Genomic DNA, 23,705 nt, shown 5'->3' on the forward strand with positions numbered 1-23,705 from the left:
GGTGCCTTCACCATGGTCCGAAGACCCGCTCGCCGTTGGCGGAGATCGCCTCGCACAACGGCTCGACGGCGGTGCCGGTCGCCTCGGCCAGGGCCCGCACGGTGAGCGGGATCAGGTACGGCGCGTTCGGCCGCCCGCGGTGCGGCGCCGGCGTGAGGTACGGCGCGTCGGTCTCCACCAGGATCCGGTCGAGCGGCGTCGCGGCCGCCGCGACCCGCAACGACGTGGCGTTCGCGAACGACACGACGCCGGCGTAGCTGAGCACGAACCCGCGGCGGACGCACTCGCGGGCGAAGTCGACGTCGCCGGAGAAGCAGTGCATCACCACCACGTCCGGGGCACCGGTCTCGTCGAGGACCCGCAGGATGTCGGTGTGCGCGTCACGGTCGTGGATCACCAGCGGCTTGCCGTGCCGCTTGGCGATCTCGATGTGCCCGCGGAAGCTCTCCTCCTGCGTCTTGCGGCCCTCGTCGCCGGTGCGGAACGTGTCGAGCCCGGTCTCGCCGATGCCACGCACCCGCGGATCGGCCGCCAGCTCGTCGATCGCGCGCAGGGCGGCGTCCACATCGGACAGTCGCGGCGCCGCGTTCGGGTGCACGGCCACCGTCGCGACGATCTCCGGATACTCGTTGGCCGTCGCGACACCCCAGCGCGACGTCTCCACGTCCACACCGACCTGGACCAGGCGATCGACCCCGACCGACCGCGCGGCCTCAACCGCGGCGGCGACCGATGGCGGCGCCCCGGATCCGGTGATTGCGGTGTCGAGGACGATGTCGAGGTGGGTGTGGCTGTCGACCACCGGCACCGGGAGCGCGGGCGGGACCGGCGGGAAGCCGCCCTCGCGACGGCCGCTACGTCTGTTCATCGCGTTCAGGATCCCTCAGGCCACGTCGGCGTCGACCAGCGGGCGGGCACCACGCATGAACTCGGCGAGGCCCTCGCCGTGCAGCACGGCGCCGCCGGTGTTGCGGACCAGCCGGGTCACCGGCAACCGCTTCGGCGCGCGCCGGGCGGCGATCACCGCGTTGCCGTACCGCTTGCCGGTGAGCAGGCCCGGCTCGGACATCAGGCACACGTCGGGGAACAGCGAGGACACGGTGGCGACCTGGCGCCGGGAGAACGCCAGCGGCGGCAGGTCGGTGACGTTGACGATGTACGCGCCGCCCGGTGCGAGCACCTCGTACGCGGCGGCCACGAACTCCACCGTCGCCACGCTGCCGACCATCCGACCGGCCTCGTACGCGTCGGCCACCACGATGTCGTACGAGGCCGCCGGGGTCGATTCGACCACGCTGCGGGCGTCATCTATCTGTATGTCGATGCCGGCACCAGCCGGCAGCGGCACGAGGCGCTCGACCAGCGCGGCGAGTTTGCCGTCGCGCTCCACCACCACCTGCGGCGAGCCCGGCCGCGTGACGGCGAGGTAGCGCGGCAGCGTGTAGGCGCCGCCGCCCAGATGCAGAACCCTGAGTGGACGCCCGGCGGGCGCGACGGTGTCGAACACCGCCGCCACCCGCCGCATGTACGGGAACTCCAGATGCTCCGGCTCGATGATGTCGACGTACGACTGCGCCACGCCGTCGACGCGCAGCACCCACGAGCCGGGCCGGAACGGGCACGGTTCGATCGTGGCAACGCCGAACTCGACCTCGTGCATCGTTGTTTGTCTCAGCCGCCCAGTCGGGCCAGCTCTTCTTCCACGATCGACTCGTCGAGCTTCTTGAACACCGGCTTCGGCGCCGCCAGCTCCCGGCCGACCTCGATCGGCACCGACCGCCACCGCGCGCCACCGGTGTAGTCGCCGGTGAGGATCGGGTAGGCCGGGCCGCCGTCGAGGTCGTCGACCTCGCGGATCTCCGGCATCGGCGTGTGCAGGTCCTTGTTGCCGAGCAGTTCGTGCACCTTCTGCGCGGAGTACGGCAGGAACGGGGCGAGCAGGGTGTTGCAGTCGGCGACCGCCTGCAGCGTGACGTGCAGCACCGTGCCCTGGCGGTCGCGGTCGTCCTTCAGCTTCCACGGCGCCTGGTCGGAGACGTACTTGTTGACCTCGCCGACGATCCGCATCGCCTCGGTGATCGCCGCCTTCTGCCGGTGCCGCTCGATGAGCCTGCCGACACTGTCGAACCCGTTGCGCACGGCCGCCAGCAGGTTCTGATCATCTTCGGTGAGCTCGCCGGCCGGCGGCACCGCGCCGAAGTTCTTGTGCGCCATCGAGACCGACCGGTTGACCAGGTTGCCCCAGCCGGCCACCAGCTCGTCGTTGTTGCGGCGGCGGAACTCGGCCCAGGTGAAGTCGGTGTCGTTCGACTCCGGCCCGGCGACCGCGATGAAGTAGCGCAGCGCGTCGGCGTCGTAGCGGGACAGGAAGTCACGCACGAAGATCACCACCGAGCGGCTGCTGGAGAACTTCTTGCCCTCCATGGTGAGGAACTCGCTCGACACCACCTCGGTGGGCAGCGCCAGCTTCCCCATCACGCCGGGCTCGCCGCCCTTGGCACCCTCGCCGTTGTAGGCGAGCAGCTCGGCCGGCCAGATCTGGGAGTGGAACGTGATGTTGTCCTTGCCCATGAAGTAGAACGACTGCGACACCTCGGGCGTCCACCACTTGCGCCACGCCTCGGGGTCACCCTGGCGGCGCGCCCACTCGACCGAGGCCGACAGGTAGCCGATCACCGCGTCGAACCACACGTAGAGCCGCTTGGCCGGGTTGTCCTCCCAGCCCTCCAGCGGCACCGGGATGCCCCAGTCGATGTCGCGGGTCATCGCCCGCGGCTTGAGGTCGTCGAGCAGGTTCAGCGAGAACCGCAGCACGTTGGGCCGCCAGTCGGTGCGGCTGCGCAGCCACTCGCCCAGCGCGTCGGCCAGCGCCGGCAGGTCGAGGAAGAAGTGCTCGGTCTCGATGAACTTCGGCGTTTCGCCGTTGATGCGGCTGCGCGGGTTGATCAGGTCGATCGGGTCGAGCTGGTTGCCGCAGTTGTCGCACTGGTCGCCGCGGGCGCCGTCGTAGCCGCAGATCGGGCAGGTGCCCTCGATGTAGCGGTCGGGCAGGGTGCGGCCGGTGGACGGCGAGATCGCGCCCTGCGTGACCTTCGCGATCATGTAACCGTTCCGGTGCACGACCCTGAACAGCTCCTGCGCCACCTGCGCGTGGTTCCGGGTGGTGGTGCGGGTGAACAGGTCGTAGCTCAGACCCAGCGCGTGCAGGTCTTCGACGATCATGCGGTTGTAACGGTCGGCGAGTTCGCGGGGGGTGACGCCCTCCTTCTCGGCCTGGACGAGGATCGGCGTGCCGTGCTCGTCGGTGCCCGAGACCATGAGCACGTCGTGGCCGGCCATGCGCATGTACCGGCTGAACACGTCGGAGGGCACCCCGAAGCCGGAAACATGACCGATGTGGCGCGGTCCGTTGGCATATGGCCAGGCGACCGCGGCGAGAACGTGACTCATGGGACCCAAGCCTAAGAGGCGGCCGTGCCAACACGCAGCCGGGATCTAACTGCGCATACGGAACATTTGTAGTGCAATGGGGTAATGAGCAGGGATCACTCCACCACGGCCTGGACCCCGGACTGGTTGGGTGAATCGCCGGGACCGGCCGACCAGCCGACCGACGGGCCGGCCCACGCCGCCCCCGATCTTGACGACGAGACACGCGAACTCGAGGTGCACCTCGACGCCGCGGACCTGGCCGAGGAGCCGTTCGAGCCAATCGAGTCGCATGAGCCCCGCCGGAGCCCGATCAGGGAGCCGCGGCGTCCGCTGGTCAGCGAGGGCTGGGCCGAGGAACGCGGCCGGCCCACCTCCGACCGGCCCACCGACCCGGAAGTCGGCTCGCTGCGCGCGCTGAGCGCGGTGGCCGTCACCGGGCGCCGGCCGGTGCGTCCCCCGTCGTCGCCAATCCGGGTGGGTCGACGCGGCCCGCACGCCGGATCGACCGCCGGCCTGGTCGCGCTGGTGCTGCTGGCCCTGGTGTCGGCGTTCTTCGCCTGGGTCACGGCCGAACCGCTGTGGCTCGCCGTCGGGCACTCCCAGCCCGGCGTGGTCACCGTCACCCGGTGCACCGACGGCCGCTGCCTCGGCACGTTCACCGGAACCAGCAAGGACTTCGTCCGCGACGGCGTCCCGGTGATGGGTGACGCCCCCGTCGTCGGCCAGACGGCACCGGCCAGGATGACCTCCGACCGGGGCATCCGCGCCTACGTCGACGTCGACCCGAACAGCCGGGCACTGGTCGGGTTCGCCCTGATCCTGCTGTGCGGCCTGGGCATCGTCCGCGCCACCGCCGTCCGGCGCCTACCGACCCGCCCGGCCCGGCGGATCGCGGCCCTGCTCAGCCTCGGCGGCCCACTGCTCCTGCTGGCCGCGATGCTCGCGGCCACCTACTGACGCGCCGCTGATCGATCGACCCGTTCCGCGAACTCGCCCACTCGGGTCAGCGCGAGGCGACCACCGCGGCGTACACGTCGCGCTTCGGGCGGCCGTGTGCCTTCGCCACGGCGGAGATGGCGGCTTTGCGCGGCGTCCCGGTTGCTTCCAGCGCGGCGACCGCGGCCGCGAGGTCACCGGCGCCCTGCACCACGACGGCGCCCGGAACTGCCCCGCCCACGACCAGCGTGATCTCGCCCCGCGGCGGGTCCGTCGCGACGGACGCCGCGAGGTCGCCCAGCGGCGCGCGGCGCACCTCCTCGTGGGTCTTGGTGAGTTCGCGGGCGAGCGCCGCCGGGCGGTCGTCGCCGAAGGCCGCGATCAGGTCGGCGAGCGTGTCGGCGATCCGGTGCGGCGACTCGAAGAAGACCAGCGTGCGCCGCTCGTCGGCCAGGTCGTCGAGGTAGGCGCGGCGCTCGCCGGACTTACGCGGCGGAAAACCCTCGAAACAGAACCGGTCGCACGGTAGTCCCGACAGTGCCAGCGCCGTCGTCACGGCGCTCGGGCCGGGGACGGACGTGAGCGCGACGCCCTCCGCCAGCGCCGCCCGCACCAGCCGGAAGCCGGGATCGGACACCGACGGCATGCCACCGTCGGTGATCACCGCGACGGTCTCGCCCCGGCGCAGCGCCGCCACGAGTTCGGGCGTGCGCCGCTCCTCGTTGCCCTCGAAGTAGGAGACCGTTTTCGCAGTTATGGAGATTCCGAGATCGGCGGCGAGCCGGGCGAGCCGGCGGGTGTCCTCGGCCGCGATCACGTCGGCTTCCTGCAGCGCGGCGCGCAGGCGGGTGGACGCGTCGCCGGGGTTGCCCAGGGGCGCGCCGAGCATGATCAGCGGCACCCGGTCACTCCTTCACCCACGCGTTGATGTGAGCAGCCTACGATCGGCGGGTGACCACCGACACCACGGCCACGGCGATCGAACCTCTTGACGAATCGCCGGAGGCCGTCGACGAGGCGCCCGAGCCGCCAGCGGCCGAGGTCGCCGAGCTACCGGCCACGGTGCGCGGGCGCCTGGCCACGGTGGCCGCCGACCCGATGTCGTGGCTGGCCACGGCGTTCGTGGTACTGATCGGTGGGATCCTGCGGCTGGCCAACCTCGGCCATCCCGACGCCAAGATCTTCGACGAAATCTACTACGCCACCGAGGCCGACGAGCTGCTCCGGTACGGCGTCGAGTGGAAGCCGGAGAACAATTCGGGCGACTACGTCGTCCACCCGCCGTTGGGCAAATGGTGCATCGCGGTCGGCGAATGGATCTTCGGGTACGACTCGTTCGGGTGGCGGATCTCGGCCGCGGTCTTCGGCATCGTGTCGATCCTGCTGCTGGTGCGCATCGCCCGGCGCCTGTTCCGGTCGACGATTCTCGGCTGCGTCGCCGGCCTGCTGATGGCGCTCGACGGGTTGCACTTCGTGCTCTCCCGGGCCGCCCTGCTCGACATCTTCCTGATGACGTTCGTGCTCGCCGCGTTCGGCTGCGTGCTGCTCGACCGCGACCAGCGCCGCCGCCGGATGCTCGCCGCCCTGGAGAGCGGCGTGCTCAAGCTCGGCGACAGCCCGCGACTGGGCATCCCGTGGTGGCGGATCGCGACCGCGTTCTTCCTCGGCTGCGCCTGCTCGGTGAAGCTCAGCGGCGCGTTCTTCATCCCCGCGGTCATCCTGATCATGGTGATCTGGGAGATCGGCCTGCGTCGCGCCGTCGGCGCCCGCATGCCGTGGTTGTACGGGTCGCTCAACGCCGTCGGCTGGACGGCCGGCATGGGCGTCCTCGTGCTCTCGGTCTACATCGCCGCGTGGACCGGGTGGTTCGCCACCGACCACGGCTGGAACCGGCACGGCCTGGCGGCGACGGGCCAGGACGAGACACCGGTGCTCGGCGCGCTGAAGAACCTGTGGGACTACCACGTCAGCGCGTACAAGTTCCACACCGGCCTGGTCCAGAAGCACGACTACCAGTCGTGGCCGTGGCAGTGGCTGCTGATGGGCCGCCCGGTGGCGTTCTACTGGAGCACCGAACTGCCCTGCGACTCCGACCGCTGCGCCGCCGAGGTGCTGCTGCTCGGCAACCCGATCCTGTGGTGGTCGTTCATCCCGGCCCTGGCCGGGCTCGCCTGGTTCGGCGTCGCCCAGCGCGACAAGCGGGCCGGCGTGATCGGCCTCATGGTGGCCGCCGGCCTGCTGCCCTGGTTCTGGTACCACTACGACGGCGGCCGCACGATGTTCGTGTTCTACGCGCTGCCGGCGCTGCCGTTCCTCGTGCTCGCCGTCGTGTACGTACTCGGCTCGATCATGGGCCCACCGGGTCCGCCCGGCACCGGCGCACCCGACCGCCGGATGATCGGCGCCGTGGTCATCGGGATCTACGTCCTGGTCGTCGCCGCGTTCTTCGCGTACTTCCATCCCATCTACGTCGGTGAATCGATTCCGTACGAGGCGTGGTGGGATCGCATGCTCCTCGGCCGGAGGTGGGTTTAGCTTCGTTTCGACATTCGTCGGGGATCAGTCTGACTTGGGCGAATGACACGCCGTGACAATCCGCCCAGCAGGTCGACAACGCCGCTAAGTTCCCTGGATGCCGCGCGCTGAAGCCATCCAGCACGCCGAAGAGGCGTCCGCACTCGAAGCCGAAGCTGCCGGGGCCACCTCCGGCACCACCGCCGGCGGACTGCTGATCGAGGCCGCCAACCAATGGTGGCTGGCCGGCGACCTTCAGAGATGCAGATCGCTGCTGGAGACCGTCATCGAGGGCGGCGGCGAGGCGGGCTGCTTCGCGCGGGCCGAGCTGCTCGGCGTCTTCCTGCAGGAGGCCGACCGCGACGGCGCCGAGGCCGAACTCGTGCGCCTCGCCGACGACCCGGCCCTGACGGAAGGCCCGTGCCAGCTGGTCGGCGAACTGCTCACCGACCACGGCGCCCTGGCCGCGGCCCTGGAGTGGTACGACCGCGTGCTCGGCTTCTGGACCGACGAGCGACGCGCGGCCGCCGCGGCGACCGACGGCCGCCGCAGCACCGATCGCATGTTGTGGCAACAGCGCCAGCGGGTCCGCAAGCGCCAGGGCCTGCAGCCCGACTAGTGACCGCTGATCTCGTGCGGCCGGTACGGCGCCGCCAGCTTCTTGAGTTCGTCCCCGTCCAGGGCCAGGTCCACGGCCGCCACGGCGTCGTCGACGTGGGGAAGCTTCGTCGCGCCGAAGATCGGGGCCGCGACGCCGGGCTGGTGCAGCAGCCACGCCAGCGCCACCTGCGCCGACGGCACACCGCGGCCGGCCGCGATCTCGTCGACGGCGTCGACCACGGCGAAGTCGTCGTCGGAGTACAGGCTGTCGCCGAACTGGTCGTTGCGGGCGCGCAGCGTGTGCTTGCCGCCGCCGCGCGAGCGTGACCCGGTGAGCAGCCCCCGGGCCAGCGGGCTCCACGGGATGAGCCCGACGCCGAGGTCGACGCAGAACGGGTTCATCTCCCGCTCCTCCTCCCGGTACACCAGGTTGTAGTGGTTCTGCATCGACACGTACCGGGTCCAGCCGTTCGCCGACGCCGTGTACTGCGCCTTCGCGAACTGCCAGGCGTACATGCTCGACGCGCCGAGGTACCGCGCCTTGCCGGCCTTGACCACGTCGTGCAACGCCTCGAGCGTCTCCTCGACCGGCGTCTCCGGATCCCACCGGTGCACCTGGTACAGGTCGACGTGGTCGGTGCCGAGACGGCGCAGCGAGTTGTCGATCGAGGCCATGATGTGCTTGCGGCTCAGCCCGCGGTCGTTGGGGCCGGCGCCCATCTCGCCCCACACTTTGGTGGCCAGCACGTAGTCGTCGCGGCCGGCGAACAGCTTCGCCAGCAGCGCGCCGGTGATCTCCTCGCTCGCGCCGGTGCTGTAGACGTCGGCGGTGTCGAAGAACGTGACCCCCGCTTCGACGGCGCGCCGGACGATCGGCTCCGCGTCGCCGATCCGCAGGCTCCACGGGCGGAGGTCCGGGTCACCGAAGCTCATCATCCCCAGCGCGACGCGGGAGACCTTCAGTCCGCTGCTGCCCAGTCGTACGTATTCCATGGCTCCCCACGCTAGCCTCGGGCCGGTGAAGCTGAAGTTGGACCTGCATGACATCTTCAACCGCGGCCAGGACATCGACCGCGCGCTGAACGCGATCATCAACGAGGCGGTGCAGAAGAAGGCGACCCTCGTCGAGATCATCCCGGGCAAGGGCTCCGGCCAGCTGAAGAAGCGGGTGCTGCGGTTCCTCGACCAGAAGGAGATCAAGGCGCTCTACCACCGGGTGGAGAAGGACTCGAAGAACTTCGGGCGCCTCTTCATCCACTTCCGGCACAAATAGGCGTCAGTCGAGCCGACGCCGCACGAACCGGATCAGCGCGACCACCGCGATCGCCACCAGCACCAGGACGGCGGCCCAGTGTCCGGTGAGGATCACCGCGGCCACGCCCAGGACGGCGAGCACCGCCAGCACGACGGTCCACGTGCGGCGGTACTCGCGGGGTGGTTTCGGGCGGCCGGCCCGCATCGCGGCGGCGAATCGCTTGTCGCCGGCGGCCAGATCGGCCTCGATCAGCTCGAGCAGGTGCCGCTCGCGTTCACTCAACATCCGGTCCTCCGGCGGCTGACGGTGATCGCGATGTACCCCACGGCGGTCAACATCACTCCGCTTCGGCAACAGTTACGTCCGGGAGATTTTCACGAACGGGGCTGCCAGCGGAAGACCCGGGCGGCCAGCCAGGCGGACACGGCCGCGGTCACCGCTGTCGCAACCAGCGGCGGAGCGATCGTCGAGAACGACAGCGCGGTCCCCTCCCAGCCCAACCTGACCAGTTGCGCGACCGCCGCGCCGGGCACGGCCATCATCACCCAGGTCACCTCGCCGGGCGCGGTCGCCAGGACCCACATCGAGCCGCCGAACAGGGCCACGAACAACGGAAGCGTGGTCAGCTGGGCCATCTCGGCGCCGGAGGTCACCGCGGCGGTGACGAACGCCAGCGCCAGCGCCAGCGCGGTACCGCCGACCAACGCGAGACCGATCGGCCACCACGCGTGCGGCCACGACCGGGTGACCGCGATCGTGGTGGCGACGAGCACCACCGCCTGCACCGCGACGAGCGTCGCCAGCGGCACCAGCAGGCCGGCGATGATCGCCCGGTCCGACGCCGGCGACGTGCGCAGCCGCTTGAGCACCAGCTGCTGCCGCCGGGCGGCGAGGGTGGTGGTGGCCCCCGCGTACGGGGTGAACCCGAGCAGCCCCACCAGCTGCATCGACACCACCATGCCGACGGGCAGCTGCCCGTTGCCGATCAGGACGAACCCCATCGCGAGCGGGGCGAGGATCGCGGTCCCCGCGGCGAGCGGGCTGCGGGTGATCAACTTCAGTTCCGCGACGGCAAGCAGGGCCCAGGGCTTCATCGGCTGTACTCCTTGAACACCTCGGCGAGCGACGGCGGCGCCGCCCGCAACCGTTCCGGGCGCGCGTCGAGCCGCTCCGCCCAGGTCGAGAGCCGCTGCATGTCGCCGACCAGGTCACCGGTGCGGATCTCCAGATCGCCGACGCCGGTCCACACCTGCTCGCCGACCAGGCCCGGCACCATCGCGCCGTGCAGGCGGGCCGGCAGCGAGCACCGGATGCGGGCCGGCTGGCCGGCGGCCACCTCGTCGAGCGTCCCGGTGGTGACGATCCGGCCGGCGTGCAGGATCGCCAGCCGGTCGGCCAGTTCCTCCGCCTCCTCCAGGTAGTGGGTGGTCAGCACGACCGTGACGCCGGCCCGCACCCGCCGCCGGATGACCTCCCACGCCCGTTCCCGCGACTGCGGGTCCAGGCCGGTCGTCGGTTCGTCGAGGAACAGCAGTTCGGGGTCGCCGACGAGGGCCGCGGCCAGGTCGAGCCGGCGCTTCTCCCCGCCGGACAGGGCACCCACCCGCACCCGGGACCGGTGGGTCAGGTCGACCTCGTCCAGCAGCGTCGCCGGCGCCGTCGAGGAGCCGTACAGGCGCTGCCACATGGTCAGGGTCTCGGTGACGGTCAGGCCGGGCGCGAACCCGGACTCCTGCATCACCGCGCCGGTGCGGGCCGCCACCCGGTGCCGCTCGCGGTGGACGTCCAGGCCGAGCACCCGCACCTCGCCGGCGCTCGGCCGCAGGTGACCCTGCAGCGTGTCGAGAATCGTGGTCTTGCCGGCACCGTTCGTGCCGAGCAGCGCGAACAGCTCACCGCGGCCGACCGTGAGGTCGACCCCGCGCACCGCCTCGTAGTCGCCGTAGCGGCAGCGCAGGCCAGCGCACCGCAGAACCGGGTCCGTCGTCATGGCTCAAAAGCTTCTCGGTGACGCCGTGCGCCCGGTAGTGCGTGCGGGCACCGCCCGGTGTGCGCACTCCACGACCTCTCATGACAGATGTCATGAACCCAGGTCAGGGGCTTGGCCCCGAACCCGCCCGAGGGCGGATGATGACGGCGTGACCGTCGCCGCCCCCTACCCCGCCCGCCTGCGGTACCTGCGTCACATGACGTTGTGGACGCTGCTGCTGTTCGACGGCGTGGTGTTCCTCCCGGTGGCGATGGAACTGTTCTGGCACCGGTCGGCAGCGGTGCCGGTGCTGCTGGTCCTGGCCGCCGCGCTGGTGGTGTCGTGCGCGGTCGCCGCCCACTTCATGATCGCTTCGGTGGCGGCCGGCGGCCCGCCGCCGATGACCCGTCGGGTCCGCGTCGCCTTCGGATGCGCGGCCGCCGGCGCGCTGATCGCCCCCGTCGTGGCGGCGCCGCTGTATTCGCCGTCGACCGGGCCGCCGGCGCCGTGGCTGCTGCTGCCGGCCCTGTTCACCGCCGCGGTCATGGCCGGCAGCGGGCTACCCCGGTTCCGCACCGCGGTCGCCGGAGCCGTGCTGGCCGCCGGGGCCGGCGCGGCCGGTGCGGCGAACGCCGGCCAGGAGGTACTGCCCGCGGTCGTGGTCGGGGCGTTCGCCGTGACGGCGGCGTGTGCGGCCGTCGCCGCGCAGGTGTGGTTCTGGGACGTGGCGGCGCAGGCCGACCGGGCGCGGCAGCTCGAAGGGGAGGCCGCGGTGGCCGGCGAGCGGCTACGGTTCGCCGCCGAACTGCACGACATCCAGGGGCACAGCCTGCAGGTGATCGCGTTGAAGAGCGAACTGGCCGCGCGGCTCGTCGAGGCCGACCCGGCCCGGGCCGTCGCCGAGATGCGCGAGATCGAGTCGCTGGCCCGGGAGGCGCTGCGGGACACCCGCGAGGTGGCGTACGGCTACCGGACGGTCAACCTCACCGTCGAGATCGCCAACGCGACCCGCGTGCTGGCGGCCGCCGGGGTGCACTGCGCGACCCGGTCCGACGCCGACCCGCCGGCGTTGGCACCGGCCGCGGAACGGCTGCTCGGGCTCGTGGTGCGGGAGGCCACCACCAACGTCATCCGGCACAGCCGGGCGGCGAACGCGGAGATCGAGTTGGTCCGGGACGGTGCCGAGGTGCGGTTGCTGATGGCGAACGACGCGCCGCTCACGCCGTCGGCGGCCGGCTCCGGCGGCGGCCTCGCCGGCCTCGCCGAGCGGTTCGAGGCCGCCGGCGGCTCGCTCTCCTGGCGACGCGGCGAAGACCGATTCGAGGTGACGGCGATGCTGCCGGCCCACGTTCCGGTGCCCGCGCCCGTTGTCACCAGGGACGGAGCGGCGTCCCGTTGATCACTTTGCTGTTGGCCGACGACGAGGACCTCATCCGCGGCGCCCTCGCCGCCCTCCTGGAACTCGAGCCCGACCTGCGCGTCGTCGCCCAGGCCGCGACCAGCGCCGCCGCCGTCGACCTGGCGCTGGCGCACCGGCCGCAGGTCGCGGTGCTCGACCTGGAGATGCCACCCGGTGACGGGCTGCAGGCCGCCACCGGCATCCGCGCGGCGCTCGGCATCCCGGTGATCCTGGTGACGCGGCACTCCCGACCCGCCGTGCTGCGCCGCGCCCTGGCCGCCGGCGTCGCCGGGTTCGTGCCCAAGACCACGCCGGCCGGGCGGCTCGCCGAGATCATCCGCGACGTGCACGCCGGCCGCCGGTACGTCGACTCCGACATCGCCGCGAGCGCGCTCACCGAGGACGCCTGCCCGTTGACCATCCGGGAACTCGACGTGCTGCGGGCCGCCCGGACCGGCGCGGCGGTCACCGAGATCGCGACGGCCGTGCACCTCGCACCGGGAACGGTGCGCAACTACCTGTCGTCGGCGATGACCAAGCTCGGCGTCAGCACCCGGCACGCCGCCGCGCACACCGCCTGGGAAGAGGGCTGGATCTAGGCCCTGACCTTCTCGCGACTCCGCCGCCAGGCCAGGGCCGCCAGACCGACCACGATCAGCCCGACCACAACGAGGCTCACCGGCCCCATGTAGTGGTCGACCTCCTGCCACTTCTCGGCCAGGAACCACCCGGCGGCGATGAACGCGGCGTTCCACACGCCGGTGCCGATCGAGGTGAGCACCGTGAACTTCACCAACGGCATCCGGGTCATGCCGGCCGGTAGCGACACGACGCTGCGCAGCACCGGCACGCACCGCGACGCGGCCACGATCCAACTGCCGTTCTTCTCGAACAGCTTGCAACCGCGGTCGACGTCCTTCTGGCTGGCCACGAAGAACCACGGCCGGCCGGCGAGCCGGTGCAGCCGCTCGTACCCGAGCCACCAGCCGAGCCAGTAGAGCACCAGGGCGCCGGCCAGGCCGCCGGCGGTCGCCGCGATCCAGACCAGGATCACGTTCATCGCGCCCTCCCGGGCCCGGAAACCGGCCAGCGGGAGGACGAGTTCGGACGGGATCGGCGGAATGATCGTCTCCAGCGCGATGAGGATGCCCACGCCGAACGGCCCGAGGGCATCCATCACGCTGCTGATCCAGTCCGCCATCTCCTGATCGTTCCCCTCATCCCGGAGGTAACAAACCGAGCCGCTCCCGGCGTGTACCAGTCGAGACCGGAAAACGAAGGGACGCGCTTTGACCGAGGCCAGGAACGACAGTTTCGACGACTTCGTGGTCAACCGGGGTCCGGCGCTGCTCCGCTTCGCGTATCTGCTCACGGGTGACCGGCACCGCGCCGAGGATCTCGTGCAGGAGGTACTCGCGCGGGTCCATCAACGGTGGAACCGCATCGAGCGGGCGGAAGGCGCCGAATTCTATGTCCGCACGGCCCTCGTGCGGCAGAACATCTCGTGGTGGCGGCGGCGGTCGGCGCGCAGTGAGCAGCCGGTCGCCGAGGTGCCGGAGACCGCCGCCGACGGCAGCGAGCACTCGCTGGCCGCCCGCGACGAGATGTGGAACCTGCTGGCCACCCTGCCCCGCAAGCAGCGGGCCGTGCTGGTGCTGCGGTTCTACGAAGACCTGCCCGACGACCGGATCGCGGCCCTGCTGGGCTGCTCGACGGTGACGGTGCGGGTCCAGGCGTCGCGGGCGCTGGCCCGCCTGCGCGCCACTCTGAGCGACAAGAACATCACCACCAGGAGAGAACAGTGACCGAAGTCGACATGTTGCTGCGGGACACGCTGTCCGACCACGCGGAGTCGGCGCCGGCCGGTGCCGGCCTGCTGACCCGCGTACACACCCGCTCGCGGCTGATCCGGCGGCGGCGCCGCGTCGGCACGGCCGGTGCCGGCGTCGCGGCGGTGCTGCTGGGCGTCGCCGGCGTGCCGGTGGTCACCGGCCTGCTGCCCGGCGACGGCCCGGGTGAGCAGGCCGGCGGCCCGGCCGCGACGAAGCCCGTCGGCACCGGCACCACCCCGCCGAGCCCGGAGCCGTCGCGTCCCGGCGGGACGCAGACCCCGCCGCCGCCGACCACCGCCGTGCTCGGCCCGCCGACGTTCACCGTGCCGAAGGTGCCGTTCACGGCGCCCACCGGCGTGATCGACGGGCTCGCGCCGGCCGCACCCCTCTTCGACGGCAAGCCGATGATCATGCACTCCCCCGACGGCGACAGCAACGGCAAGCCGATGCTGACGCTGTACATCGGCTCGGATCCGGGCGACTTCGTCACCGCGGGCCAGGACGCCACCGTGCAGGTCCGCGGCGTATCGGGCAAGCTCGGCAAGCCCACCGACCGGGCGCACCCGGGAACGATCCTGACCTGGACCGAGCCCGACGGCACCTCGATGGTCATCGTCGCCGGGAACATCCCGGACGAGAAGGTGATCGCCTACGCCAACGGGCTCACGCGGGTCGAGTCGACGGTCACCGCGCCGTTCTCGTTCAAGGAGCTGCCGCAGGGCGTGGAGCTCGACACCGTCAACGCGAGCGACATGATCTTCCGGCTGCCGGGCCAGGCGTCGTCCCCCGGCGACTTCCAGTACAAGCTGGGCTTCATCCTCAACGCCGACGGCGGGGGCGAATCCGCGTCGTGGCCGCTGACCATCGACGGGCGGAAGGCGCAGCTCGTGCCGCAGGACGACGGCGGAACGATGCTGATGATCGCGCAGCCGAACGGCTACGTGCTCGCCATCCAGGTACCGGTGAACCTCAAGATCAGCGACGCCGACCTGTTCCGGATGGCCGAGGGCGTCACGGTCAACCCGGGCGCCAAGGGCAGCCGGGGCTGAGCTTCGCAAGGAGACGGCGACCGTCTGGTCGCCGTCTCCTTGCGTTCGAGTGCGCTCTAACACCTAGCGTCGATGGCATGGAGAAGATCGAACTCGGTAACACCGGCGTCCGGGTGGGTCAGCTCGGGCTTGGCTGCATGCAGATGGGTACGGCAACCGACGAAGCCACCTCGTTCCGCATGCTCGACGCGTTCACCGACGCCGGCGGCGACTTCCTCGACACCGCCGACTGCTACATGTGGTGGGGCGGCCCGCAGTACAGCGGCGGCGAGAGCGAACAGCTCCTCGCGAAATGGCTCGCGCGGAACGGCAACCGCGACCGCACGTTCCTCGCCACGAAGGTCTCCGGGCTGCCGGTCAACGTCCCCGAACTGCACGCCTCCGGCCTGCAGGGCGAGGAAATCTGGGCGAACGTCCGGTTCGAGGGCGCCGGCGCCGACACCGTCCGCCGCGGCATCGACGGCAGCCTGAAGCGGCTGGGCGTCGAACACGTGGACCTGTACTACGTCCACGTCGACGACCGGAAGACGCCGCTGGAGGAGACGCTCGCCGCCCTCGCGGAGGTGGTCGCCGCGGGCAAGGCCCGCTTCATCGGCTGGAGCAACGTCCGCACCTGGCGATTGGACCGCGTGCGGCAACTCGCCGCCCAGAACGGCTGGCCGTCGCCGGTGGCGGTGCAGCAGCGGTACAGCTACCTGCCGCAGCACCCGGGCACCAACCACACGTCGTCGGCCGGCGAGGAGATGCTCGACTACCTGCGCGATCACCGCGACGTGTCGCTGGTGGCCTACTCGCCGATCCTGGCGAACCTCTACGACAGCCCCGATCCCCAGGGTCACCGGTTCTGGCCGCTGTACGGCAACGCGAAGGCGCTCGACGCCGTGCACACCGTCGCGAAGGAGCTCGGCGCCACCGCCAACCAGGTCGCCCTGGCCTGGCTGCTGAAGCGGCGCGACCCGCAGGCGTTCGCGCTGATGGGCCCGCGCACCTGGGAGCAGTTCGAGACGATCGTGCCCGCGATCGACGTCCGTCTCAGCGACGAACAGTTCCAACACCTCGAGGACAGCGCATGATGACCGGATGCGGATAACGCTGGAACCGGTCGACGGCGTCCACGTCACGACGCTGATCGACAACTCGTCCGACGCGCTGCTGCCGGACGAGGGCCTGGTGCGGCGCTGGGGCCTCGCCGGCACGGCCGGCCCGCTGCCCGTGGTGCCGAACGGGATGTCCCTCGGCGGCAGGGCGGTGGACTTCCTACGCGCCGAGCACGGGTTCTCCGCGCTCGTCGAACTGGTCGACGGCGACCGGAGAAGGCGGGTGCTGTTCGACACCGGGATCACCCCGGACGGCCTGATCGGCAACCTCGACCGGCTCGGCATCCCGCCCGACACCTTCGAGGCCGTGGTGTTCAGTCATGGTCACTTCGACCACGTCATGGGCCTCGACGGGCTGGCCCGCCGGCTCGGCCGGGCCAACCTGCCGGTGCTGCTGCACCCGGACTTCTGGCTGCGCCGGCGGATCAAGGGCCCGGACGGGATATTCGAGTTCCCGACGCCGAGCCGGCCGGCGATCGAGGGCGCCGGCTTCACGGTCGTCGAGGACCGGCAGCCCTCGTTCCTGCTCGACGGGCGGCTGCTGGTGACCGGCGAGGTCGACCGCACCACCCCGTTCGAGACCGGTATGCCGCCGGCCCACCAGGCGTACCGGGACGGCGAGTGGGTGCCCGACCAGCTCGTGCACGACGACCAGGCGGTGGTGCTGCACGTGCGCGACAAGGGCCTGGTGGTGCTGACCGGCTGCGGCCACGCCGGCATCGTCAACATCGTGCGCCACGCCAAGCGACTGACCGGCGTCGACCGCCTCCATGCCGTACTCGGCGGCTTCCACCTCCGCCCCGGGCCGACGGTGGCACCCAGCGTCCAGCTGCTCACCGCCGAGGCGCCGGCCGTGGTCGTGCCCGCACACTGCACGTCGTGGCAGGCCCAGCACGCGCTCGCGGCCGCGATGCCCGCGGCCTTCACCCCCAACGCCGTGGGCAGCCGCTTCGAACTGTGACCGGCCGGCGTCCTATGACCGGCCGGCGGCCAGCGTGACCGACACCGGGACGGACGATCCGTGCTCGGCGACCAGCCGGTCGAACTCGGCCCGGATCGCCGCCCGCACGTCGTCCGGCTGGCCCTCGACCACTGCGGCGGTGCGCACCGTGCCCGAGATCAGCGTGTTCCACAGCTCGTCGGGCCCGGCGATCCGGTGCGGGAACGCGATCGTCACCACCGAGACGCCGGTGAACCCGGCGCCGCCGAGCAGCGCCGCGAACTCGTCGTGGTCGGCGAAGCGGAAGAACGGCGGGCCGGGCGGAAGTCCGGCCGGTGGTCGCGCGCCGACCGCGGCGATCGCCTCCGCGAGGACGCCGACCAGCCGGTTCCGGTGCGGTTCGTCCCACGAGGTGAGGGCCAACCGCCCGCCGGGCGCCAGCACCTCGGCGAACCGGCCGACCGCGGCCTCCGGCTCGGCCAGGTGGTGTACGAGGAAGTTGCCGATCACCGCGTCGAACGGGCCGGTCACGGGAAGGTCCGATGCGGAACCGACCAGGAAGTCGAGCTCCGGATACCGCTCCCGGGCCAGCTCGACCATCGCCGGCGCGAGGTCGACCCCGACGGGTATCGCGCCACGTTCGGCCGCCGCGCCGCAGGCGGCACCGCCCCCGCAGCCCACGTCGAGCAACCGGCTGCCGGCGGAGACGCCCGCCGCGTCGAGCACGTCGTTCGTCACGTGGGCGGTGACGCGGCCGAGCAGGCGGTCGTAGCCGGCCGCCTTCTCGGCCCAGCCGGCCCGCTCGAAGGACGCGAAATCGGTCAACCCGCCACGCCGAGGGGCGGGACGAGCTCGCGGAGGCGGATGCGCGTCTCGTAGATGAGCTCGGCCAGCGGGTCGGCCAGGGCCGGGTCGTGGTCCAGCAGCCCCTCCAGCCGCACCCGCCACCGCCCGGCCTCGACGGGCTGGGCGTCGGTGCGCGTGGAGTAGGTCAGCTGGTAGCGGGTCTCGGCGAGCGCGCGCAGCGCGTCGGCGCCGAGGAGGTCGCCCAACATCGGGGCGAGCCAGCCGTAAAGATCGTCGAAGTGGGCGGCGCCGACGAACATCATCGCGCCGTCCCAGGCAAGCCGGGGATGGTGCGTCACTCGGGTCACAGGATCAGTCTCGCGATTTTTTCCGCCACCACAATGACGAAACCGTCCAGAATCGCGCGGCGCCGACCGATTTAGGCAGCGTGTTGCGGTTGGCCGGCGGCGTGACCTGGGCACGCGCGATCAGGGCGCTCCTGTGCGTCCAGGTCGTCGTGGTGCTCGCGTACGTCGTCCTGCTCCTGGTACCCGTCAGGATCATCGCCGACACCGTCCGCGACGGTGTGCTCGGCGACGGCGCCCTGGTCGTCTCGGCGATCATCGTGACGCTACGCGGGGTCCGGTGGCCCGCCGACCGGCCCTGGAGCTGGCCCATCGCCCTGGGCATCGGCACGTACGCGCTCGGCGACATCCTCTACGACAGTTGGATATCCGGCCTCGACCCGATGCCGTCGCCGTCGGCCGCCGACGTCTGCTACCTGGTCATGTATCCGCTCACCGCGCTCGGCCTGCTGCTCGGCGTCCGGGCCGGCAACCGCAAGGTCGGCCGCGGTCTCATCCTCGACGGGCTGGTCACGTTCCTCGGCGCCGCCGCGCTCGCCGGCGCGGTGGCCGTGCCGGTCGTGTCCGGCACGACCCGCGGCACCGACGACGTCCTGCACCTGGTGATCGCCGCCGCCTACCCGGTCGGCGACGCGACGCTGGTCGCGATGGTGATCGGCGTGCTGGTCCTGCGCGGCGGGGCGCCCGGTTTCCACGGCTGGATCGGCGCCGGCCTGGTGATCTTCGCGGTCGCCGACACCGTCTACACGTACCGGGTCGCGCTCGGGGACTACGTGGTCGGCACGCCGCTCGACGCGCTGTGGGCGACCGGGCTCGCGGTCGTCGCGATCGGTGTGTGGCGGCCGCAGCGCGGGTCCGACGTGCGCGTCGACAGCCCGTGGATGCTCACCGCGCCGCTGCTGTCGGTGCTGGTCGCGATCGGGGTGCTCGTCTTCGCGTCGGTGCGGCCGCTGCCGCTGCCGGTGGTCCTGGTCGCGGCCGCGACGCTGGTGGCCGCGACCGGCCGGATCATCGACGGGTTCCTCGCGGTGGTCGACATCGCCCGGGTGCGGCTGGAGGCCCGCACCGACGAGCTGACCGGGCTGGGCAACCGCCGGATGCTCTACGAGACGATCGAGACGGAACTGGCCGGCCTGGGCCCGGGTGAGTTCGCGTACCTGCTGCTCATCGACCTGGACCGGTTCAAGGAGGTCAACGACTCGCTCGGCCATGCGATCGGCGACGAGGTGCTGCTGACCGTCGCCGATCGGCTGCGCACGACGATCACGGCCGGCGACATCCTGGTCCGGCTCGGCGGCGACGAGTTCGGCGTGCTGATGCCCGGCCGCGACGCCGACTTCGACGTGCTGGTGTGCGTCGAGCACATCGCCGCCGCGATCAGCGCGCCGATCTCGGTGGCCGGGCTCTCCCTCCAGGTCGAGTCGAGCATCGGGATCGCCTGCGCGCCGGTGGACTCGCTGGACCGCACCGACCTCATGCGCCACGCCGACGTGGCGATGTACGACGCGAAGGTCAACCACACCGGGCACGCCCGCTACGACCCGGACCGCGACGACAACAGCCGCGAACGGCTGCAACTGATCGCCGAACTCCGCGAAGTGCTGCACACCGACCCGCAACAGCTGGTCGTGTACTACCAAGCGAAGTGCAGCCTGGCCGGCCGGGTGGTCGGCGCCGAGGCGCTGGTGCGCTGGCAGCACCCGGTCCGCGGGCTGCTCGGCGCCGACCGGTTCGTGCAGACGGCGGAGAACAACTCGCTGATGCCGGCGCTGACCCGGCACGTGCTGCGGTCGGCGCTGGTGCAGGTGCGGCAGTGGCGCGACACCGACCCGGCGGCGACCGTCTCGGTCAACCTGTCGGTGACGTCGCTGCTCGACGAGGGCCTGGTCGACCACATGGCAGCGGCGCTGATGGAGGCCGGGGTCGCGGCCGACGCGCTGATCCTGGAGCTCACCGAGACCATGATCATGGTCGACCCGGAACGCTCGAACCGGACGCTCCACGCGCTGTCGGCGCTCGGCATCAAGCTCTCGATCGACGACTACGGCACCGGCCAGTGCTCGCTCGCCTACCTCCGCGACCTGCCCGTGCAGGAGCTCAAACTGGACCGCTCGTTCGTGCGGCACATCGCGACGAAGGACCGCGACGCGGCGATCGTCCGCTCGACCATCGAACTGGCCCACTCGCTGGGCCTGGTGCTGGTCGCCGAGGGGGTCGAGGATCTCGAGTCGGCCGCACTGCTCCGCCTGATGGGCTGCGACGTCGCGCAGGGCTTCTACTTCGGGCGGCCGCGCCCCGCCGCGTCCACCCTGGCCGGAACCGCCGACGCCGAAGCCCTCCATGGCCTCGACATGCCGTTAGCCCATCATTGAATGATCAAAAGCGATCGGTGACGCGGCGCGGAACTCGTCGACGTCGAGCTCGACCAGGCTCGACCCGAACGCCAGCCGGACCTCGCCGACCTCGACCCGGTACAGCGCGTGCCCGCGACCGACGCCGAGCAGGTCCTCGGTGGGATTGACCGCCGCGTACTCCAACGCCGCCGCCCGGGCCGCCTCGCCCGCCAACGGTTCCGCCCAGCCGCTCAGCCACAGCCGACCGGGCAGATCGGGCCGGTGGCCGTCGACCGACAGGACCACCGCCGTGTCGCACTCGCCCGGCGGCGGCACCAGCGCCGCCGCCAGCGTGCCGGTGGACCGCGTGAGCAGCAGCGGGGCGCCGTCGGCCGGCGTGGCGTGCCGCACCCGCAACCGGCCCCGGTGCCCGTTGACGTGCACCACGCCCAGGACGTGACCGGTGGCCAGGGTGCGGGCGATCTCGACGAGGCTGATCGACACGGGCGCCCTCCGTTCCTCTAGGATGAGTTAGGCAAGCCTAACCTTAGAGGAGTTCGTCGGTGAACCAGTCCCGGCCCAAAGTTCGAATTTCGCGAGCCCTGGGCATCGCGCTGACGCCCAAGTGCGTGAAGTACTTCGAGAAGCGCCCGTTCCCGCCCGGCGTCCACGGCCGGCGCCGCCGCAACCAGAGCGACTACGCCGTGCGGCTCATGGAGAAGCAGCGCCTCCGGCACCAGTACAACCTGAGCGAGGGCCAGCTCAGCCGCGCGTTCAAGGAGGCCGCCCGCCGCCAAGGCGCCACCGGCGAGAACCTGATCGCGCTGCTCGAACAGCGCCTCGACGCGGTGGTGCTCCGGTCGGGCCTCGCCCGCACGATCTACCAGGCCCGGCAGATCGTGAGCCACCAGCACATCGTGGTCAACGGCCGGCGGGTGGACAAGCCGTCGTTCCGCACCCGCGCCGGCGACGTCGTGGAGGTCGCCGAGCGCAGCCGCGAGAAGACGCCGTTCCAGGTGGCCGCCGCGGGAGCACACGCCCCGGCGAGGTCAGCGCCGTACCTGTCGGCCGATCTCCCCAACCTGAAGGTGACGGTGCTCCGTCCCGCGGTCCGCACCGAGGTCCCCGTCATCTGCGACACCCAACTGGTGGTGGAGTTCTACTCCCGCTAGTTCTCCAGCCGCCACATCAGCAGTTTGTCGAGCGCGGGCCCGAGGTCGACCGGTTCGGCCTCGCCCGGCTCGACCAGCGCGAGCTGATCGGGCCTCAGGTCCGGCGAGACGCAGTAATGCAGGATGCCGCCGTCTTCGGTGATGATCAGGAGCCGGGTCGACGGGATGTCGACCTCGTCCTCCCAGCCCGGAATGCCGTCCGGGGAGTCGGCCTGCTCGGCGACGGTCTCCATGTACGCGGGCCGGCACGGGCCGAACGAGGTCCGGGTCTCGCACGTGAACCCGGCATGCACCGTGCGGAGGAACGTCTGCAGCGGCGGGGCGAAGCTGCTCCAGAACTGGGGCTCCTCGCCGAACGCCTCCGGCGCGTACCCCACCCACACGTGGAACTCGCCCGGCGAGAGGCCCGGTGCGACGTACGCCAGCGCTGGGATGCCTTCGTCGGTGACGCCCACCCGCACGTCGAGGAAGTGGTGGCGGAGCGCGTCGGCGAACTGCGGAATCAGCGCGAGCAGGTCGGGGTTCCACAACGCCAGCGCGGCGTCGCGCCGCGTACCGGGATCGGCCGCTTCGAGGACGGGCCGCCACGACGGGGGCAGGCGGTCCGGCGCCGGTCCGCCGGGCTCGACGAACGTCAACGCCCAGGCTTCCACCGACACGTCGAGATCGGCGGTGTCGAAGTCGGTCATGCCACGCTCCGTCAGACCTGGGAAGCCAGCAGCTTCGTGATCAGATCCTGCAGTTGTTGCCGCGTACGGATTTCCAACTGCACCTGGGCAGCCTGCCACGCCGGGTCGACCCCGGACATGTTCGCCACGCTCCTCGACGACTTCGACCAGTTCGCCTTGCTCGACATCCACTGCAGGTTGACGGGCGCGCGCGTGACCGCGTACATGTTCATCGGCGTCAGGCGGTGGAAGCCCGGCATGCTGACGATCTCCGACAGCGGAATGATGTGGTCCGGCGACACCGCCGGGCCGTTGCCCGACCGGGAGAGCGGAATCGTACGGTTCGCGTACGCCGGATCCCGATCGCCGACGCGCGGACGCGGCTGGCCCTGTAGCCGCACGTTGCCGACGTTCCCCGGGTTGCCGGCCCGCAGGATGTCGTACACCGGCTTGATCTCCGACGTGGGTGGCACCCGCCAGGCCTTGCCGGACGCCGGTGCCGGCGGCGGCGTGTAGTTCGCCGGAATATTCTTGATCGCGTTCTCGAGCGCCACCCGCGTCGTCTCGGGCACCGGCCGCAACGGCAGCGACGAGTTGCTGGCGCTCTCGAGCGCCGACATGGCCGCCGCGCACGCCGCGAGCGCCGCCTGGACCTGCGCCTTACGCGCCTCCAGCGCGGCGGCCTCCGCGTTGTAGGCCGCGTACGCCGCCGCCTGCCGCGGCAGCTCGAACACGTGCGGTGCCGCGTTGTGGGCGGCGATCTGCGCCGCGAGCGCCTCGGCCGCCGCGATCTGCGCGGAGCACATCTCCTGCGGCGCGGCCGCCGCCCGCGGGCCGGGCAGGAACAACGACATGCACACCACGACCAGTGCGACAAACCTGGCCATAATCGTTCGACGCCGTTCCCGAGTCTTCGTGTTCATCCCCCGCTGACCTCCGGCCGCGTGTGTAGCCGTGATACAGATTGTCATCCTATCGGCATAGGGGAAGATTTAAATTCGCCGACGGGGGGAGACAAGATGACAATTCCCGCACACGATCCACAACAGCAGCCCGAGCAACCACCGGACGGGACGTTCGGCCCGCCTGAGGGCCCGGTGCCGCCTCCCCCACCACCGATCCCCGGCCAACCACCGCCGGCGCCACCGGCCCCTCCGCAGGCGCCGCCGCCACCTCCGCCGGCCGCGGGCGCACAGCTGCCACCGCCACCGCCGGCCGACGGCCCGCTGTACCAGGGCCCGCCACCGCCCGCAGGCCCGCCACCGTCCGGCCCGCCACCCGCATCCGGACCGCCCTACCCCGGGCCGCCGCCCGCCGGCCGGCCGTACCCCGGCCCGCCACCCGCATCCGGGCCACCG

The 23,705-nt window shown here is 71.6% G+C and carries 27 protein-coding genes; 13 read left to right on the forward strand and 14 right to left on the reverse strand.

Annotation, left to right across the window (positions count from 1 at the left end):
- Positions 1 to 7: 7 nt before the first annotated feature.
- The 3 genes from Vau01_RS05620 to metG are packed head-to-tail and all read right to left on the reverse strand — an operon-like array spanning position 8 to position 3,450.
- Positions 8 to 868 (reverse strand): TatD family hydrolase, encoded by an 861-nt coding sequence (locus Vau01_RS05620; protein WP_203988029.1) that lies wholly within the window; start codon positions 866 to 868, stop codon positions 8 to 10.
- 15 nt (positions 869 to 883) lie between these two features.
- Positions 884 to 1,660, reverse strand: a complete 777-nt coding sequence (locus Vau01_RS05625; RefSeq protein ID WP_203988031.1) for a spermidine synthase — start codon at positions 1,658 to 1,660, stop codon at positions 884 to 886.
- Between the two features lie 11 nt (positions 1,661 to 1,671).
- Positions 1,672 to 3,450: a methionine--tRNA ligase gene (metG, locus tag Vau01_RS05630; protein ID WP_203988034.1), complete on the reverse strand. Its 1,779-nt coding sequence runs from the start codon at positions 3,448 to 3,450 to the stop codon at positions 1,672 to 1,674.
- 84 nt (positions 3,451 to 3,534) lie between these two features.
- Between metG and Vau01_RS05635 the strand changes: the two genes are divergently transcribed.
- On the forward strand, positions 3,535 to 4,389 hold the full coding sequence (locus tag Vau01_RS05635) for a hypothetical protein (protein WP_203988036.1): 855 nt from the start codon (positions 3,535 to 3,537) through the stop codon (positions 4,387 to 4,389).
- A gap of 46 nt (positions 4,390 to 4,435) precedes the next feature.
- On the opposite strand, the gene rsmI is transcribed toward Vau01_RS05635, so the two are convergent.
- A complete protein-coding gene (gene rsmI / locus Vau01_RS05640) occupies positions 4,436 to 5,257 on the reverse strand; it encodes a 16S rRNA (cytidine(1402)-2'-O)-methyltransferase (protein ID WP_203988094.1) in 822 nt (273 codons plus the stop codon).
- A 62-nt stretch (positions 5,258 to 5,319) separates the two neighbouring features.
- On the opposite strand from rsmI, the gene Vau01_RS05645 reads away from it, so the two are divergent.
- Entirely contained in the window at positions 5,320 to 6,903 is a 1,584-nt protein-coding gene (locus Vau01_RS05645; RefSeq protein WP_239151333.1) for a dolichyl-phosphate-mannose--protein mannosyltransferase, read from the forward strand.
- 97 nt (positions 6,904 to 7,000) lie between these two features.
- Positions 7,001 to 7,501 (forward strand): hypothetical protein, encoded by a 501-nt coding sequence (locus Vau01_RS05650; protein WP_203988038.1) that lies wholly within the window; start codon positions 7,001 to 7,003, stop codon positions 7,499 to 7,501.
- On the opposite strand, the gene Vau01_RS05655 is transcribed toward Vau01_RS05650, so the two are convergent.
- The gene (locus Vau01_RS05655; RefSeq protein WP_203988040.1) at positions 7,498 to 8,475 is read right to left on the reverse strand and encodes an aldo/keto reductase; all 978 of its coding nucleotides are present in this window, start codon (positions 8,473 to 8,475) and stop codon (positions 7,498 to 7,500) included. The two genes, Vau01_RS05650 and Vau01_RS05655, sit on opposite strands and share 4 nt — an antisense overlap.
- Positions 8,476 to 8,500: 25 nt before the next feature.
- Between Vau01_RS05655 and Vau01_RS05660 the strand changes: the two genes are divergently transcribed.
- Complete coding sequence (locus Vau01_RS05660; RefSeq protein WP_203988042.1) at positions 8,501 to 8,755, forward strand: Smr/MutS family protein; 255 nt, start codon at positions 8,501 to 8,503, stop codon at positions 8,753 to 8,755.
- Positions 8,756 to 8,758: 3 nt separating this feature from the next.
- Here the strand turns inward: Vau01_RS05660 and Vau01_RS05665 are convergent, their stop codons facing one another.
- The 3 genes from Vau01_RS05665 to Vau01_RS05675 form a co-directional block, all read right to left on the reverse strand.
- Positions 8,759 to 9,022: a DUF3040 domain-containing protein gene (locus Vau01_RS05665; RefSeq protein ID WP_203988044.1), complete on the reverse strand. Its 264-nt coding sequence runs from the start codon at positions 9,020 to 9,022 to the stop codon at positions 8,759 to 8,761.
- Between the two features lie 89 nt (positions 9,023 to 9,111).
- Positions 9,112 to 9,831 carry a hypothetical protein gene (locus Vau01_RS05670; protein WP_203988046.1) on the reverse strand — a complete coding sequence of 240 codons (720 nt, stop codon included), beginning with the start codon at positions 9,829 to 9,831 and terminating at the stop codon, positions 9,112 to 9,114.
- Positions 9,828 to 10,727: an ABC transporter ATP-binding protein gene (locus Vau01_RS05675; RefSeq protein WP_203988048.1), complete on the reverse strand. Its 900-nt coding sequence runs from the start codon at positions 10,725 to 10,727 to the stop codon at positions 9,828 to 9,830. Before Vau01_RS05675 ends, Vau01_RS05670 begins: the two co-directional genes overlap by 4 nt.
- 148 nt (positions 10,728 to 10,875) lie before the next feature.
- Between Vau01_RS05675 and Vau01_RS05680 the strand changes: the two genes are divergently transcribed.
- Together Vau01_RS05680 and Vau01_RS05685 are read left to right on the forward strand one after the other, a co-directional pair.
- Positions 10,876 to 12,105 (forward strand): sensor histidine kinase, encoded by a 1,230-nt coding sequence (locus Vau01_RS05680; protein ID WP_203988051.1) that lies wholly within the window; start codon positions 10,876 to 10,878, stop codon positions 12,103 to 12,105.
- Positions 12,102 to 12,704: a response regulator transcription factor gene (locus Vau01_RS05685; protein ID WP_203988054.1), complete on the forward strand. Its 603-nt coding sequence runs from the start codon at positions 12,102 to 12,104 to the stop codon at positions 12,702 to 12,704. Before Vau01_RS05680 ends, Vau01_RS05685 begins: the two co-directional genes overlap by 4 nt.
- Here the strand turns inward: Vau01_RS05685 and Vau01_RS05690 are convergent.
- On the reverse strand, positions 12,701 to 13,306 hold the full coding sequence (locus Vau01_RS05690) for a DedA family protein (protein ID WP_203988056.1): 606 nt from the start codon (positions 13,304 to 13,306) through the stop codon (positions 12,701 to 12,703). The genes Vau01_RS05685 and Vau01_RS05690 overlap by 4 nt on opposite strands.
- Positions 13,307 to 13,394: 88 nt before the next feature.
- Here Vau01_RS05690 and Vau01_RS05695 point away from each other — a divergent pair, with 88 nt between their 5' ends.
- From Vau01_RS05695 to Vau01_RS05710, 4 genes are all read left to right on the forward strand, one after another.
- Positions 13,395 to 13,910, forward strand: coding sequence for a SigE family RNA polymerase sigma factor (locus Vau01_RS05695; RefSeq protein ID WP_203988058.1), 516 nt, complete (start codon positions 13,395 to 13,397; stop codon positions 13,908 to 13,910).
- Positions 13,907 to 14,986, forward strand: a complete 1,080-nt coding sequence (locus Vau01_RS05700; RefSeq protein ID WP_203988059.1) for a hypothetical protein — start codon at positions 13,907 to 13,909, stop codon at positions 14,984 to 14,986. The genes Vau01_RS05695 and Vau01_RS05700 overlap by 4 nt, the downstream gene beginning before the upstream one ends.
- 77 nt (positions 14,987 to 15,063) lie before the next feature.
- Positions 15,064 to 16,059 carry an aldo/keto reductase gene (locus Vau01_RS05705; RefSeq protein WP_203988061.1) on the forward strand — a complete coding sequence of 332 codons (996 nt, stop codon included), beginning with the start codon at positions 15,064 to 15,066 and terminating at the stop codon, positions 16,057 to 16,059.
- 7 nt (positions 16,060 to 16,066) lie between these two features.
- Entirely contained in the window at positions 16,067 to 17,044 is a 978-nt protein-coding gene (locus Vau01_RS05710) for an MBL fold metallo-hydrolase (protein WP_203988063.1), read from the forward strand.
- Positions 17,045 to 17,056: 12 nt separating this feature from the next.
- Here the strand turns inward: Vau01_RS05710 and Vau01_RS05715 are convergent, their stop codons facing one another.
- Positions 17,057 to 17,848 carry a class I SAM-dependent methyltransferase gene (locus Vau01_RS05715; RefSeq protein WP_203988065.1) on the reverse strand — a complete coding sequence of 264 codons (792 nt, stop codon included), beginning with the start codon at positions 17,846 to 17,848 and terminating at the stop codon, positions 17,057 to 17,059.
- Positions 17,845 to 18,177 (reverse strand): hypothetical protein, encoded by a 333-nt coding sequence (locus Vau01_RS05720; RefSeq protein WP_203988067.1) that lies wholly within the window; start codon positions 18,175 to 18,177, stop codon positions 17,845 to 17,847. Before Vau01_RS05720 ends, Vau01_RS05715 begins: the two co-directional genes overlap by 4 nt.
- A 101-nt stretch (positions 18,178 to 18,278) precedes the next feature.
- Here Vau01_RS05720 and Vau01_RS05725 point away from each other — a divergent pair, with 101 nt between their 5' ends.
- Positions 18,279 to 20,546, forward strand: a complete 2,268-nt coding sequence (locus Vau01_RS05725) for a putative bifunctional diguanylate cyclase/phosphodiesterase (RefSeq protein WP_203988069.1) — start codon at positions 18,279 to 18,281, stop codon at positions 20,544 to 20,546.
- Here the strand turns inward: Vau01_RS05725 and Vau01_RS05730 are convergent.
- Positions 20,532 to 21,011, reverse strand: a complete 480-nt coding sequence (locus tag Vau01_RS05730; RefSeq protein ID WP_203988070.1) for a hypothetical protein — start codon at positions 21,009 to 21,011, stop codon at positions 20,532 to 20,534. The two genes, Vau01_RS05725 and Vau01_RS05730, sit on opposite strands and share 15 nt — an antisense overlap.
- A 59-nt stretch (positions 21,012 to 21,070) precedes the next feature.
- Between Vau01_RS05730 and rpsD the strand changes: the two genes are divergently transcribed.
- Positions 21,071 to 21,679 (forward strand): 30S ribosomal protein S4, encoded by a 609-nt coding sequence (gene rpsD, locus Vau01_RS05735; protein WP_203988075.1) that lies wholly within the window; start codon positions 21,071 to 21,073, stop codon positions 21,677 to 21,679.
- Here rpsD and Vau01_RS05740 read toward each other — a convergent pair.
- Together Vau01_RS05740 and Vau01_RS05745 are read right to left on the reverse strand one after the other, a co-directional pair.
- Positions 21,676 to 22,368: a hypothetical protein gene (locus Vau01_RS05740; RefSeq protein WP_203988077.1), complete on the reverse strand. Its 693-nt coding sequence runs from the start codon at positions 22,366 to 22,368 to the stop codon at positions 21,676 to 21,678. The two genes, rpsD and Vau01_RS05740, sit on opposite strands and share 4 nt — an antisense overlap.
- 11 nt (positions 22,369 to 22,379) lie before the next feature.
- A complete protein-coding gene (locus Vau01_RS05745) occupies positions 22,380 to 23,234 on the reverse strand; it encodes a hypothetical protein (RefSeq protein WP_203988079.1) in 855 nt (284 codons plus the stop codon).
- A 132-nt stretch (positions 23,235 to 23,366) separates the two neighbouring features.
- On the opposite strand from Vau01_RS05745, the gene Vau01_RS64535 reads away from it, so the two are divergent.
- Positions 23,367 to 23,705 (forward strand): hypothetical protein (locus tag Vau01_RS64535; RefSeq protein WP_203988081.1); only part of this gene is annotated, 339 nt, incomplete at its 3' end.

The sequence above is a fragment of the Virgisporangium aurantiacum genome (genome assembly GCF_016863635.1).
Lineage (GTDB): Bacteria > Actinomycetota > Actinomycetes > Mycobacteriales > Micromonosporaceae > Virgisporangium > Virgisporangium aurantiacum.